Genomic DNA, 13,246 nt, shown 5'->3' with positions numbered 1-13,246 from the left:
CGGATCTGATTTATGCGCGCACTAGCAAAAGCTCCCCTCCACTACGGCTTTCGATTGGCCGGCAACAGCAGCCTGGCCGTCTGCATGGCCCTGGCATTGGGCCTTGCCAGCCCTTTGACCCTGGCTGTCGATACCAGCCAGGCCGCCAGCTCACGCCAGAGTCTGTCGATTGCCCCTGGGCCGCTAGCCGCCGCGCTGAGCAGCTTTGCCCAGCAAACCGGCATCAACCTGTCATTCACCCCTGCCCAGGTGCAGGGGCTCAGCAGTCGCGGTGTCAGTAACGCCAGCTCAGTGGATGCCGCCCTGACGGCGCTTCTCAGCGGCAGCGGCCTGGTGGCGCAAAAAAGCCGTTCCGGTTATGTGATCGTGCCTGCGCAAACCGACAGTGGCGCCTATCAGCTCAACCCCTTGACCATTGAAGCGCAGCAGGCCGAGGGCTCTGGCGTCGCACCGGTGCCTGGTTACTTTGCCGGTACCAGCCGCGCCGGCACCAAGACCGATACGCCGATTGTAGAGACCGCGCAAAGCATCAGCGTGGTCACCGCCGAGCAAATTGCCGACCGCAAAGCCACTACCGTGGAAGAGGCCGTCGCCTACTCCGCCGGCGTCAGCGTAGGTGGCGCCGGTCTCGACCCGCGTTTCGATCAGATCAACATTCGCGGTTACGCTGCGGTCACCAACGCCGATTATCTGGATGGCATGCGCCAGGCCAACACCGGCTGGTTGTCATACTTCACCACTGATCCCTTTGCGTTGGAACGAGTCGAAATTCTCAAGGGACCGGCATCGGTGCTGTATGGGCAGATCAGCCCGGGCGGCATGGTCAACCGGGTGAGCAAGCGCCCCAGCGAAGAGGCCGTCGAACAGGTTGAGCTACAGTACGGCAGCAACGATCACCTGCAGGGCCAGTTCGATATCGGTGGCCGCCTGGATGACGACGGCGACGTACTCTATCGCCTGGTCGCCATCGCCCGTGACGCCGATACCGACATCGAGCAGGTACCGAACAATGTCGGTTTGATCGCGCCCTCGCTGACCTGGCGCATCAGCGAACAAACCGACCTGACCTTGCTTGCGCAGTATCAGGACCGTGAAACCTCAGGCTCCCCGCGCCCTTACCAGTCGGGCGACACCCTGACCCGCTTCTGGGCCGGCGACGAAGACTTTGATCAACTGGATCAACAGCAAACGCTGCTCGGCTACGAGTTTGAGCATCGCTTCAACGACACCTTCACCCTGCAGCACAACCTGCGCTACGGGCAGACCGATACGGTCAACCAATACACCAGCTCCAGCCTGCAGCCCGGTAGCACCAGCATCCTGGATCGCACCGCCTGGGGGGTTTACGAGCAGATGGATTCGGTGACCACCGACACCCGGCTGGTCTCACGCTTTGCCACCGGCGTCCTGCAACACACGCTGCTGACCGGCCTGGATTATGCCTACCTGGATTTTGATGTGGAGTACTCCATGGGCGCTGCGCCCTCGATCGACATCAACAACCCGGACTACCACCAGCCCATCGCCCGCCCGCGCTCGGTGCTGGTCGATCAGAGCGGCACCACCCACCGCAGCGCTGTGTATCTGCAGGACCAGATTGAGCTCGGCGCCTGGCGCCTGTCTGCCGGCCTGCGTCACGACTGGGCCAATACCGAGAAAACCGACAATCTCAGCGGCGCCAGAAGCAAGACGCACGATGACAAGACCACCGGGCAAGTCGGCGCGCTCTACCTGTTCGACTCGGGCCTGGCGCCCTACATCAGCTACGCGCAGTCATTTCTGCCACAAACCGGCACCGGCCAGAATGGCGATGACTTCAAGCCCACCGAGGGCGAGCAGATCGAACTGGGTATCAAGTACCAGCCACCCGGCAGCAGCACTCTGCTGACCGCCTCGGTTTATCATCTGGTGCAGTCCAACTCGCTTACCTCGGTGCCAGGTACCGCGTTCAACGTTCAGAAAGGCGAAGAAACGTCCCAGGGGCTTGAGCTGGAAGCCGTCTCCGACCTGACCGACGATCTGCACATGATCGCCAGCTACGCCTTCAATGATGCGGAAATTACCGAGAGCAACGATGGCGACAAGGGCAACACACCGATCCTTACGCCCAAGCATCTGGCGTCCCTGTGGCTCGACTACACCCTGCCCAGCGGTCTGTTGCAGGGCCTGGGCCTCTCTGCCGGTGCGCGCTACAACGGGCGCAGCTACGCCAACGCCAGCAACAGCGAGAAGAACGAAGCCTACACGCTGGTGGATGTGGGCGCGCACTACGACCTGCGCGGCGGGGCCGAGGGTATACGTCTGGGCCTCAACGCCAAGAACGTGACCGACAAACAGTACATTTCCTGTGAGGCGGGATACTGCTATCGCGGCGCCGGCCGTGCCCTGATCGGCAGCGTCAGCTACCGCTGGTAAGCGAAAAGGGGCCCTGCAAAGGGCCCCATTTGAGGACTTGAACCTTGTCTTGGATAACGTTTTTGCGCAGCCCCTGTCTGGCTGCGCTTTCGACTTTATGGCTTATTACATTCGCCAACGCGGCGCAGGCCGGCGAGCAGCCCGTCACCCTGAGCGGCAGCATCGAGTGGTCAATGCACAACGCCAAGGGCCAGCCCTATCGCATCCTGATCAGCAAGCCCGAGGGCGAAGTGCCCTATACCGGCGGCTACCCGGTGCTTTACGTGCTGGACGCCAACGCCTACTTTGCTTCCTTCCACGAAGCCAAACGGGCTCAAGAGCAATTCCGCCACGCGATCATCGTCGGCATTGCCTATCCCGGCGAAGAGCCGCTGAACTTCCTGCGCCGCGCCTACGATTTTTCACCGCCAGTACCCGCGGCGCAGAACACACCGCCCCAGGGTGGCCAGGACGAACTGCTGGATTTTTTGCAGCAGCAAGTCATGCCCGCTGTGGCTGATCGGTTTCCGGTCGATACCGACCAGCAAAGCCTGTTCGGCCATTCCTTTGGCGGCATGTTTGGCATCTATGCGCTGTTCACCCGACCGACGCTGTTTGATCACATCGTCGCCGCCAGCCCCAGTCTCTGGTGGCACGACCGCTTTCTGTTGGCGCCGGAGCGACGTTTCAGCGCTGATGTTCGGGCCGGCAAAACGGACGTGACCCACAGCAGCCTGGCGCTGATAGTGGGCGAGCGCGACTCACCGCAGGAAATACAGGACTCCCAGGCGCTACATCGACGCTTGCAGCCGCTGTCAGCCTGGGGGCTACGCAGCAGTATGCTGATCGAGCAAGGCGAGGACCACATGTCGGTGCCGTCGCGCATCGAATCACGGGTATTGCAAGAAGTACTCACCGCCCGCCGCCAATAAATGGCAGTGCGGGGGTTACTCGGCCGGCCTCGGCGAAGACGTCACCGCGGCGTCGGTGCCGCGACGAAACTGCGCGTGTAGCGCCTGCAGGTACCCCTGGTCGTACATTGCCTGCATCACCGCGGTTATTTTTGGCACCAGACCGGCATGCTTGCGATGCAGGTAGTGGTAAACCCGCAGTTCACGGAGCTCTGGCTCAAGCATGCGAATCGGCGCCTGCGGTAACTCGCGCGCGAGGCGCAGGCCGGATATGTCGACACTGATCGCGGCGTCTACCCGTCCGCGCACCAGCATGTGCATAAGCTGCCCCGGCTCGTTGACGAAAACCCATTGCCGCAAACCGGGGAGCTGTAGTTGATAGTCGATTCCGCGCAGCGCGCCGAGGCGCAAGTTATCACGCTGCAATAGGCTTGGCAGGTCAGGCGTCTGATCGGTTACAAAAGCCGCAATCTGGATGGTTTCCAGCGGCACGGGAATGCGAACCACCTCGGGATGGGCCAGCTCGAAGTTCTCGAACTTGCCCACAATACCGTCCAGTGCGCCCTCCTCCAGCATGCGTGTTTCGCGCAGCGGCGGCACCGCGGTCGGCACAACGCTGATACCGGCGCGCTGATAAATTTCGACGATCAGCGGCGCCGCAATGCTGTTGACCGGATTACCCGGCAGCATGGAGAACACCAACGGCGACTCATCGGCCGCAGCGCTGCCTGCGAGCACCAGCCATAGCAGCCAGGTTCTGCGAAAATATCCTGCGAGCAGTCTCGCGCCGCGTGCCATTGCATGGGACCTCTGTTTTCGTTTCAGCCTAGCATAGCCTCAACGCCGCCACCGACAGCGCCAGGATTCAGGACTAAACTCACCACTAGCCACCGTCAGCCGTGCAATGCGGCTATGCAACACGCATGTACAATTCAGCCGCACAGCATACTGCCCCGAAGCCACTGTCAGGAGCCTGGTTCAAGATGCGAAAGTCAGTGTATATAGCGGCCTTGTTTGGCCTGGCCTACCTGTTGGTTCAAACGCCTGAGCTGTTTGAACAGGCTCCGGACTCAGCGCCGCAGGCCAGTAGTACCGAGCAGGTAAGCGAGGCCTATGCGCAGCAGCAGAGCAAGGTGCAGGTACGCGGTCAGGGTGTGGTAATCAAACTGCTGCCCGACGACACCAAGGGCAGCCGGCACCAGAAGTTCATCCTGCGCCTGAGCGACGGCCATACCCTGCTGGTCGCGCACAATATTGACCTGGCGCCGCGCATCGACGACCTGCGGGTAAAGGATTACGTCGGATTTATGGGCGAGTATGAATGGAACCCGCAGGGCGGTGTGCTGCATTGGACGCACCATGACCCCGGCGGCCGCCACCCTGGGGGCTGGCTCAGTCACAACGGCAAGACCTATCAGTGAGCCCGTTGGCGTTGGCTTTGCCAGGCAGCTAGTAACTCAGGTGTGTAGATACACCGGATCGCCAACCTGCAGCAAGCCCGGCTGCAACGTATTGGCGTAGATGCCGAGGTTCTGATCGGCTTCGCGCACCACAGTCCGCAACAGGCGGGTATCTGCGGGCAGAGCCTGCTGCGCACGGGTGACTGCGCCACAACGCGGTGCGGCGGCAGTGCAACGCAGTTGCGCCTCGCCCAGCTGTAAACGCCCGCCCAGCCAGGACTGCTCAATCAGACCCACCTCGCTGCCCAAGGTATCGATCACCAGGTTCGGGCGAAAACGTTGGGTATCCCAGTCGCTTTGCGGCTGCCGGGCACGCAGGTAGTCGAGGCTGGCCGTGGTCAGCAAATGCAGCGGCGAGACCAGAAAAAAGCTGCCGGGCAGCGACACGTAGTCGACCATATCCTGCGGCAGATCGGTAAAGTCAGGCAGGGGTTCTCCGGCCTCCCGTTCAAAGGTTGCCTTGAGTTCGTCCAGCCAGGTATGCCCGTCAGCCTTGTAGCGCTTGAAAGCCGCCATATCGGTTTGTGCCGACAAGGGTTCCAGGCGGGATGCGTGCCCAAGCAGCCGGGAGATCAGCTCATGCACCTCGGGCACGTCACTGCTCACCCGTGCACCATCGGGCATCAGCAATTGCACTGAGTGGTCACCGGCAGCGCCCCGCGCGCGCGCGTACTGCGCCACTATCTGGAGCAGCTCTGGTCTGAACTTGCAGCTCTGGATTTCGTTGCGCGCGCTATCGCGCACGGCCCAAAGGCGATCGCCCTGTAGCCCCCTGTCAGTCACGCGACAGGCCGACAAGGACTCTCCGGCCATACCCTTGACCGGATAACGCCAGACTTCACTGATCCGCCCCAGCATTCGCATTAATCGACTCCCCCAACTGCCAGCATATTGCAGGCCGTTCCAACAGCCCCCTTGAGCAAATCAAAAAGCAATAATCAGACCACAGCTGCAGCAGTCGCAGGGCAAAAACGGAACCACTGGTGCGGCGCGCTTTCTACCAGAAGACTACGCTGTAAATCACCCGCCTCCACACGCGCAAAAGGAATTCCAATGAACAAGGCACCCGTCGGTATCGCCATCGCCACCCTTCTGGGTCTGGCCGCCACTCCACCCCTGCACGCAGCCGAAGGCCCCTCCTTTGATTGCAGCAAAGCGCAGGCAGGCAGCATCGAGCAGTTGATCTGCGACGACAGCAGCCTGGCGGCGCTTGATCGCCAGTTGGCCGAGGTTTACAGCGCCGCGCAGGAAAAGGCCGCAAACGAGCAGCCCCCCATGCTCAAGGCGGAGCAGCGCGGTTGGCTATCCGGACGCAATGAATGCTGGAAGGAGGACGACAAGAACGCCTGCGTGCGCGAGGCTTACAGCATGCGCATTGCTGAGCTACAGGCCCGCTACCGCCTGGCCGAGATGACCAGCGTAATAACCTACGCCTGTGACAACAACCGCGCCAACGAATTGGTGGTATCGCACTTCTCCACCTCTCCAGCTACCCTGATTGCCGACTATGGCGACAGCACCTCGTTGATGTACCAGCAGACTTCCACCGAGGGCAGCCAGTACCGTGGGCGTAATGAAAGCATCGCCTTCAACGACGACGAAGCCGTAGTGGTTTGGGGTTACGAGGCCACGCCCATGCACTGCAAGAGCGTGAACTGAGTAACCTTAGCGCAGCTGGCTGTCCTTGCTGCCGCGCCGGTTGATGCCAGCGGATCGGGCATCCTGGTCAAGCGCCGACTGACAAGCCACACACAGGCGCACGCCGGGCAAGGCCTGCCGGCGTGCTTCGGGAATCGGCTGATCACAGTGCTCGCAGTGCGTCAGACTCTCGCCCTTGGGCAGTTGGCTGCGGGCACGTGCCACCGCCTCATCGACGGTGTCGTCTATCTGCTCCTGCACGGCGCCTTCATGCGCCCAACCGGTTGCCATCATCACTCTCCACTGTTGCCTGTGCTGCTACACAGCATTACCGCAAAATCGACGCGGGTCAAAGCGCGCCCCTCTTGCGGCGCCCAATGACTTTCGGTCAGTATCAGACGCATGACCTCAGCCTCCCCCCTTACCGCTTACCACCACGCACTGCAGCATCAGGGTTTCAGCGCAGACCCTGCGCAGCAACAGGCTGCGCAGATGCTGGAAGACTGCTGGCAGGCGCTACAAGCTGGCCGCGAAACCCGTGGCGTCTACCTATGGGGGCCGGTGGGGCGAGGCAAGACCTGGCTGATGGACCGCTTTCACGCCAGCCTGACCGTGCCCAGTGAGCGTTTGCACTTTCACCACTTCATGGGCTGGGTGCACAAGCGACTATTTCAGATTACCGGTACCGCCAACCCCTTGCAGACCCTGGCGCGCGAGATGGCGCAGAAGGTGCGGGTGCTCTGCTTTGACGAGTTTTTTGTCAGCGATATCGGTGACGCCATACTGCTCGGCGGCTTGATGCGCCATATGTTCGAGCAGGGTCTGGTCGTCGTATGCACCTCCAACCTGCCTCCCAAAGAGCTGTATGCCGACGGTTTCAACCGCGACCGCTTCATGCCTGCCATTACCGCCATCGAGGAACACATGTGGATCGCCAGGCTGGACGGCGCACAGGACCATCGCCTGCAGCCTGGCCAGACTCTTCAGCGCTATTGGGTCAGCGATCAGCAGGCACAGCCAAACCCGCTGAGCGCTGTATTTGAGCAGCTCTGCGGGGATCGCAGCGTAAGCAGCGAGCCCTTGCTGCTGGGCCATCAGCAGATTCCCTGCGTAAAACGTTGCAGCAAGGCCGGCTGGTTCACCTTTCGCGCACTGTGCAGCAGTTCGTTATCGGCATTGGACTTTATCAGCCTGGCTGACCGCTTTCCCGCCCTGCTGCTCAGTGAGGTACCCAATCTGAGCAGCCCGCAACGCGAGGGCACCATCGCCCGTGGCACCGAGGACAGCGCTGAGCGCGTAGCCGCCGGTGATCGTGAACTGCCACAGCTGTCGGTACATGACGACAGCGTGCGCCGCTTCATCGCCCTGGTGGATGAATGCTACGACCGCCGTATTCCGCTGTATATCGAGGCTGCAGTGCCGCTCGAAGCGCTCTATACCGAGGGTTATCTGGCCTTCGCCTTTGAGCGCACGCGCAGCCGACTGCAAGAGATGCAGCTACAGCGCTTTGGCCAGAACGGCGAGTCAGCGGCACCGGCAACGCAAAGCACTTGATACTGTATTTTCATCCAGTACAATAGCGCTCACGTGACCTGCCGGCTAACCAGCCAAGGCCGCACAATCTGAAAATCGCGTTCAAGCCTGAGGTGTGTATGGCCGTTGAAATTGTGTATCGCAGCAGCAGAGACCCGGAGCAGTTGTTCATGGATAAAGCCGAAGCCGATCGTCACGACAAGATGCTGGAATTGGCAGAGACCCTGGGCGAGGTATTGCAACAGGCGGTACCGGAGCTGGGTGAAAAACTGGCCGAGGAAGTGAGCATCTACATGGCGCGGCACCGCGATGTCTTTGCCAAGGCATTCAAGAGCAACCCCGACGTACTCAGCAGCCTGGCCGAAGACCACGAAGAAGCCTAAAGCCGGTTTGCCTCTACCCGCTGCGTGCGCCGCCGCAGGCTAAGCGACACCTGCGGCTGGATTACCCTCTGCACTGCCAACGCCGCTTACTGATACATCCAAAAATTGGGATGTGCCTGGGGCTCGACGGTCTTGGCTGGCGTGTTACTGCGTTTGATGATGCGCTTGAGTATGGCCATGGAAATGCTCCCTGTTGGTTGTATTGGCGACAGGGAGCATCATCGACCGGCGCTACCAATTGATGAAATGGATTAGCGCTATAGCCTTGATTGGCAAAAAGCTATCAGGCTTTTTACTGGTCAGCCGGGCTATCGATCCTCGCGTAGACTTCAGCACCGCCGCCCTCTTTCAGCAACATGACCGTATAGGGCATAAAGTCATCGCCCATCTCCATTCCTGGACTGCCCACCGGCATACCCGGTACCGCCAGGCCTATCGCCTGTGCCGGCGGCTCAGCCAAAAAGGCCTGCACGTAACGCGCAGGCACATGACCTTCAAATACATAGCCATTAGCAGACACTGCGGTGTGACAAGAGCGGTACTGCGGCGCTATGCCGTATTCGGTTTTCAGGCCGGCCAAATCTGCCGGATGCTGCGCCTCGGTGCCGAATCCAGCCTGATCAGCATGTTCAATCCACCCCTCGCAGCAGCCACAAGTAGGACTCTTGAATACCTGCAGCAGCGTTGTCGGGTGGGGGGCTGCCAGCAGCGCGGCACTGTCCAGCGCTGCAGCAGTGGACTCTGTTTGCGGTTTGGGCGGCTCAGGCTCGCCACAAGCCACCAGCAAGGGTGCGATCCCCAGCATCAGTAACCACGCGTGTGTACCCCACTTGTGCATATCTACCTCCGGGCGAACAGGTCAAAGTAATCAGCGTCGGCAGCCTAGCACGCCATCTACCAACATGGATTTTGGCAACTGTAACCGTGCGTGTATTGGGCTTCCAGCTGGCTGAAACAGCAACGCAAATGAACAGTCGTTCATAAACCGCTTGACAGTATACAAGTGTACGCACATAAACTTCTGCAGCCGCTCTCGGCCTGCCTACGTGGTCGCAGAATCACGCCATGCACGCGCTAAGCCACCGCCGGCGGCTCACAGAACCACTCCAAGAAAAACAAGAGGTTTACCATGACGTGCCATGTTCGCATTACTCGCGCCATCCGCGGTCGCGCTCTCCCGCTGCTGGGCGCTTCTTCCCTGCTGTTGAGCGGCTGCCTGTCTGGCGGCGGAGATTCCGACTCTGAGGTATCCAGTGGCGTCTTCATTGATGCCCCGGTTGCCGGGCTCCATTACGAGACCAGCAGCCGTAACGGCGAGACCAACGCCGACGGGCGCTTCGAGTATCAGGGCACAGAGGCCGTCAGCTTTTCGCTGGCCGGCATCGAACTGGGCTCGGCAAGCGGCGCCAGTCAGTTGACTCCCCTGGACCTGATCGACGGCGCCAGCGACCTCAGCGATCCTGCGGTGCTGAATCTGTCACGCTTTCTGCAGTCGCTGGATGCCGACGGCAATCTGAGCAATGGCATCGATATCAGCGAATCAATCCGCTCCGCCATCAGCGACTACCTTGCCGCGAACCCCGCTGTAAGCCTGGATTTCAGTGACACCGACAGTTTCGAAATCGCTATGGCAGACCTGCTGACGGAGCTCAACAGCGAAGCCGTCTTCGACGAGAACGCCAGCGCAGGCACCCGCGCGCTGACCAGCCGGCTCGATGCCTTCAATCATCTGCTCGACTCACTGGGCAGCGCCGCCGGCCAGAGCGTCGATTTCTCACTACGCCCGGTGCTCTTCATCCACGGTGGTGCGGGCTCAGCCTCGCAGTTCGAGTCACAGGCCATGCGTTTTCGTGCCAACGGCTATCCCAGCAGCTACCTGGCGGTTTACGAATACAACACCAACACTGGGCAAAGCGCGCTTGACCCGGTGCAGGCGGCTGAGCGCAACATTGGCATCAATGCCATGATTGATCGCCTGCGGCAGATATCCGGTGCCGAGCAGATTGATCTGATGGCACATTCAATGGGCACCGGGGTCAGCCTGATGTACCTGGGCGAGCCGGAGAACGCAGCCAAGGTCGCGCATTACACCAGTATCGATGGCGTTGCCCTCGCAGCACCGCCGGGTAATGTGCCGACCCTGGCCTTGTGGGGGCAATACGTTGATCGCGAAGTGACCGGCGCCGAGAATATTTATCCAGCAGCAGGACAGTCCGTCGGGCATATCGAGGTCGCCACCTCGGCAGACTCCTTTGCCCGGATTTTCCAGCATTTTAACGGCGAGCAGCCGGAAAGCAGGCAGATACCTGAAACCGACAATGACTATGTGTGGATCGCCGGACGTGCCAGCCTGTTTCCGCAGAACACCGGCGCGAACGGTACCGAGCTGCGCATCTTTGAAGTCGACCCGGCCACGGGCATACGCCTGAGCGATACGCCGGACCACAGCAGCGCCATTGGTGAAGATGGCAACTGGGGGCCAGTGCAGCTGAGCAAGGGTGCCACTTACGAGTTTGGTCTGGATCGGGAGCTTGCGGGTGCCGATCACTACTTCTATCGCGAAGGCTATCTGCAAGACAGCCTGTTTGTGCGCCTGAACACCTCGTTACCCGGGGCCGGTGTTGGCGCCTATCTGCATCGCAGCCCGAATCACACCAACATCATGGTAGCGCGTGACCGTGAGTTCTGGGGCGACCAGGGCGACGCCAATGACAGCCTGACGGTCAACGATACTCAGATAGTCACCAGTGCCACAGCGCCGCTGCTCAAGCGCACCAGCAGCCTGTTCCTGCACGACCGCAACAGCGACGGGGTGAGCACCCTGCCAGGCCCGGACCTGTTCTTCAATGCCTTGCCGTTTATCTCGGGGCTGGATCTGTTCCTCCCCGCGTCACCCGCCGCCAGCCAGACCATCAGCATCGAGTTGACGCCACGCGGTGGTAACGGCGCCGTGCAGACCATCAACATACCCAACTGGCCGTCGGACGAGATCCGCTCCAACTCGGTTCAATTCCGCGACTACGTGCAATAACCCAGGCATTTTCCCTCGACCGCCCCAGATGCAGCGCTACCGCACGGTAGCGCTGCATTTTCCTCTCAGTTTCCCGATCAATCCCGTTAGCGCTTTCGCCGCTGCCTGCTAGGCTGAAAGAATCATAAGAATAATGGCGTTGCGCTACTTCTCCTCGCGCTGTGCCGCATCAAAGCCAAGCTGGCCCGGAGCTTCTGCCATGTCTATGCTGCGCCGCTTTTCCATCTTTCAACGGCTGATCGCCGTCACCACGCTGGTTCTGATTATCGTGCTGGGTCTCGTAGCCGCCTTCGCGGTGGACTATCGCAACAGCCTGCTGGATGGTCGCGCGATAAAAACCCAGCATCTGGTGGAAGCCGGCCTGGGTGTGATCGAGCATTTCCATCAGTTGCAGCAAAGCGGTGAAATGACCGAGGACCAGGCCAAGGCCGCCGCTGCCAGCACCCTGCAAGGGCTGCGCTACGGCAACAACGACTATTACTGGGTACACTCCAACGACCTGCAAATGATCATGCACCCCTTCAGTACCAAACTGGTGGGCAACAGTGTGGCCGATGTGCAGGATCCTGACGGCAAGTACCTGTTCCGCGAGATGGTCGAGGTAGTCAAGGCAAAATCCGCCGGCTTTGTCGCCTACATGTGGCCCAAGCCCGGCGTAACTGACCCGGTACCAAAAATCTCCTACGTCGCCGGGTTCGAGCCCTGGGGTTGGATACTTGGCTCTGGCATCTACCTGGACGATGTCAACCAGGCCTTCTGGACGGACATGGTTCCCAAGCTGACGCTCGCCGCGCTGGGCCTGCTGGTGTTGGTGGTCATCAACCTGCTGATTGCGCTCAGCATCAGCCGCCCCATAGCGCAGGCAGTTGGCGCCATGAACAAGATAGCCACCGGCGATGGTGACCTGTCGCAGCATCTGGATGCCAGTGGTAACGACGAAGTCAGCGGTCTAGCGCGCGGTTTCAATGCCTTTACCGACAAACTGGCTCAGGTCATCGACGATCTGCGTGACGTGGTCGCGCGCAACCGCAGCATTGCCACCGCCGTGGGCGATGCCATGGACAAGGCTGAAGCCTCTTACAACCAGCAGAACAGCGAGCTCGACACCATTGCCTCAGCGGTAGAGGAAATGAGCGCGACTTCCGACGAGGTCGCGCAACGCATGTCCGACTCCGCCGACGCCGCCCGACAGGCCAACGAGCAGGCACTGGCAGGCCAGCAGACCGCTGACACCACCTCCCTGACCATGGAGCGGCTGGCGCGCGACATTGCTCAGGCCGGCGAGGCAGTGGCCGAGCTGAACACCCAGTCGCACACCATTGACTCGGTGCTCGGAGTGATTCGCTCGGTGGCCGAACAAACCAACCTGCTGGCACTGAACGCCGCCATTGAGGCCGCCCGCGCCGGTGAACAGGGCCGCGGCTTTGCCGTGGTAGCTGATGAGGTACGCACCCTGGCCAGCCGCACCCAGGCCTCGACCGATGAAATCCGTAGCATGATCGATACCCTGCAGGCCGGCACGGCCAAAGCAGTCAGCTCAATGGAAGGCAGCTATCAGCAGTCCGAAGATATGCAGCTGCAAGTGGAAAGCTCGCGCAGCGCGTTGCTGTCCATCGCCGGGTCGGTGGACACTATCACCGATATGACCAGCCAGGTGGCTGCCGCAGCCGAGCAGCAATCACGCACCAGCACCGAAATCTCCGCCAGCCTCAGCCAGCTCAGTAATCTGGGCGACCGTGTCTTGCTGGAGCTGCAGGATACCGCGCGCAATACCCAGCAGCTGACCGACGCAGCTGCGCAGCTTGATCGCCTGATCGGCCAGTTCAAAACCAGCCGGAGTCGGTAAGCGATAATGAAAACGCCGGGCAGTGTCGAGCACTCCCGGCGTGTTCTACC

General features: G+C 60.8%; 12 protein-coding genes. 8 read left to right on the top strand and 4 right to left on the bottom strand.

Annotation, left to right across the window (positions count from 1 at the left end):
- Positions 1-12: 12 nt before the first annotated feature.
- Both BLU26_RS01615 and BLU26_RS01610 read left to right on the top strand, forming a co-directional pair.
- Entirely contained in the window at positions 13-2,415 is a 2,403-nt protein-coding gene (locus BLU26_RS01615; protein WP_197674521.1) for a TonB-dependent siderophore receptor, read from the top strand.
- Between the two features lie 44 nt (positions 2,416-2,459).
- Complete coding sequence (locus BLU26_RS01610; RefSeq protein ID WP_231701987.1) at positions 2,460-3,326, top strand: alpha/beta hydrolase; 867 nt, start codon at positions 2,460-2,462, stop codon at positions 3,324-3,326.
- Positions 3,327-3,341: 15 nt separating this feature from the next.
- Here BLU26_RS01610 and BLU26_RS01605 read toward each other — a convergent pair whose 3' ends face one another.
- Positions 3,342-4,103: a substrate-binding periplasmic protein gene (locus BLU26_RS01605; RefSeq protein ID WP_092283234.1), complete on the bottom strand. Its 762-nt coding sequence runs from the start codon at positions 4,101-4,103 to the stop codon at positions 3,342-3,344.
- Between the two features lie 185 nt (positions 4,104-4,288).
- Between BLU26_RS01605 and BLU26_RS01600 the strand changes: the two genes are divergently transcribed.
- Complete coding sequence (locus BLU26_RS01600; RefSeq protein WP_092283232.1) at positions 4,289-4,726, top strand: DUF3465 domain-containing protein; 438 nt, start codon at positions 4,289-4,291, stop codon at positions 4,724-4,726.
- Positions 4,727-4,762: 36 nt separating this feature from the next.
- Here the strand turns inward: BLU26_RS01600 and BLU26_RS01595 are convergent, their stop codons facing one another.
- Complete coding sequence (locus tag BLU26_RS01595; RefSeq protein ID WP_092283230.1) at positions 4,763-5,629, bottom strand: MOSC domain-containing protein; 867 nt, start codon at positions 5,627-5,629, stop codon at positions 4,763-4,765.
- 189 nt (positions 5,630-5,818) lie between these two features.
- Between BLU26_RS01595 and BLU26_RS01590 the strand changes: the two genes are divergently transcribed.
- Positions 5,819-6,424: an MliC family protein gene (locus BLU26_RS01590; protein ID WP_092283228.1), complete on the top strand. Its 606-nt coding sequence runs from the start codon at positions 5,819-5,821 to the stop codon at positions 6,422-6,424.
- 6 nt (positions 6,425-6,430) lie between these two features.
- On the opposite strand, the gene BLU26_RS01585 is transcribed toward BLU26_RS01590, so the two are convergent.
- Positions 6,431-6,694, bottom strand: coding sequence for a DksA/TraR family C4-type zinc finger protein (locus BLU26_RS01585; protein WP_092283226.1), 264 nt, complete (start codon positions 6,692-6,694; stop codon positions 6,431-6,433).
- Between the two features lie 111 nt (positions 6,695-6,805).
- Between BLU26_RS01585 and zapE the strand changes: the two genes are divergently transcribed.
- Both zapE and BLU26_RS01575 read left to right on the top strand, forming a co-directional pair.
- Positions 6,806-7,957, top strand: a complete 1,152-nt coding sequence (gene zapE / locus BLU26_RS01580; protein WP_092283224.1) for a cell division protein ZapE — start codon at positions 6,806-6,808, stop codon at positions 7,955-7,957.
- A gap of 98 nt (positions 7,958-8,055) precedes the next feature.
- On the top strand, positions 8,056-8,319 hold the full coding sequence (locus BLU26_RS01575) for a YebG family protein (RefSeq protein ID WP_092283222.1): 264 nt from the start codon (positions 8,056-8,058) through the stop codon (positions 8,317-8,319).
- A gap of 292 nt (positions 8,320-8,611) precedes the next feature.
- Here BLU26_RS01575 and BLU26_RS01570 read toward each other — a convergent pair whose 3' ends face one another.
- Positions 8,612-9,157: a DUF411 domain-containing protein gene (locus tag BLU26_RS01570; RefSeq protein WP_092283220.1), complete on the bottom strand. Its 546-nt coding sequence runs from the start codon at positions 9,155-9,157 to the stop codon at positions 8,612-8,614.
- A 291-nt stretch (positions 9,158-9,448) separates the two neighbouring features.
- Here BLU26_RS01570 and BLU26_RS01565 point away from each other — a divergent pair, with 291 nt between their 5' ends.
- Together BLU26_RS01565 and BLU26_RS01560 are read left to right on the top strand one after the other, a co-directional pair.
- Positions 9,449-11,350, top strand: coding sequence for an alpha/beta fold hydrolase (locus BLU26_RS01565; RefSeq protein WP_092283218.1), 1,902 nt, complete (start codon positions 9,449-9,451; stop codon positions 11,348-11,350).
- Between the two features lie 199 nt (positions 11,351-11,549).
- A complete protein-coding gene (locus BLU26_RS01560) occupies positions 11,550-13,196 on the top strand; it encodes a methyl-accepting chemotaxis protein (RefSeq protein ID WP_172830629.1) in 1,647 nt (548 codons plus the stop codon).
- The last annotated feature ends 50 nt before the right edge of the window (positions 13,197-13,246 follow it).

The sequence above is a fragment of the Halopseudomonas sabulinigri genome, assembly GCF_900105255.1.
In the GTDB taxonomy this organism is placed as follows: domain Bacteria; phylum Pseudomonadota; class Gammaproteobacteria; order Pseudomonadales; family Pseudomonadaceae; genus Halopseudomonas; species Halopseudomonas sabulinigri.
Note: the sequence above shows the minus strand (reverse complement) of the source record. Positions and strands in the feature narration are given on the sequence as shown.

What these genes read in the sequence shown, in the direction of transcription:
- BLU26_RS01590 (WP_092283228.1), top strand. Translation starts at nt 5,819, where the DNA reads ATGAACAAGGCACCCGTCGGTATCGCCATCGCCACCCTTCTGGGTCTG.
- BLU26_RS01585 (WP_092283226.1), bottom strand. Translation starts at nt 6,694, where the DNA reads ATGGCAACCGGTTGGGCGCATGAAGGCGCCGTGCAGGAGCAGATAGAC.
- BLU26_RS01575 (WP_092283222.1), top strand. Translation starts at nt 8,056, where the DNA reads ATGGCCGTTGAAATTGTGTATCGCAGCAGCAGAGACCCGGAGCAGTTG.
- BLU26_RS01615 (WP_197674521.1), top strand. Translation starts at nt 13, where the DNA reads ATGCGCGCACTAGCAAAAGCTCCCCTCCACTACGGCTTTCGATTGGCC.
- BLU26_RS01600 (WP_092283232.1), top strand. Translation starts at nt 4,289, where the DNA reads ATGCGAAAGTCAGTGTATATAGCGGCCTTGTTTGGCCTGGCCTACCTG.
- BLU26_RS01560 (WP_172830629.1), top strand. Translation starts at nt 11,550, where the DNA reads ATGTCTATGCTGCGCCGCTTTTCCATCTTTCAACGGCTGATCGCCGTC.
- zapE (WP_092283224.1), top strand. Translation starts at nt 6,806, where the DNA reads ATGACCTCAGCCTCCCCCCTTACCGCTTACCACCACGCACTGCAGCAT.
- BLU26_RS01595 (WP_092283230.1), bottom strand. Translation starts at nt 5,629, where the DNA reads ATGCGAATGCTGGGGCGGATCAGTGAAGTCTGGCGTTATCCGGTCAAG.
- BLU26_RS01605 (WP_092283234.1), bottom strand. Translation starts at nt 4,103, where the DNA reads ATGGCACGCGGCGCGAGACTGCTCGCAGGATATTTTCGCAGAACCTGG.
- BLU26_RS01565 (WP_092283218.1), top strand. Translation starts at nt 9,449, where the DNA reads ATGACGTGCCATGTTCGCATTACTCGCGCCATCCGCGGTCGCGCTCTC.
- BLU26_RS01570 (WP_092283220.1), bottom strand. Translation starts at nt 9,157, where the DNA reads ATGCACAAGTGGGGTACACACGCGTGGTTACTGATGCTGGGGATCGCA.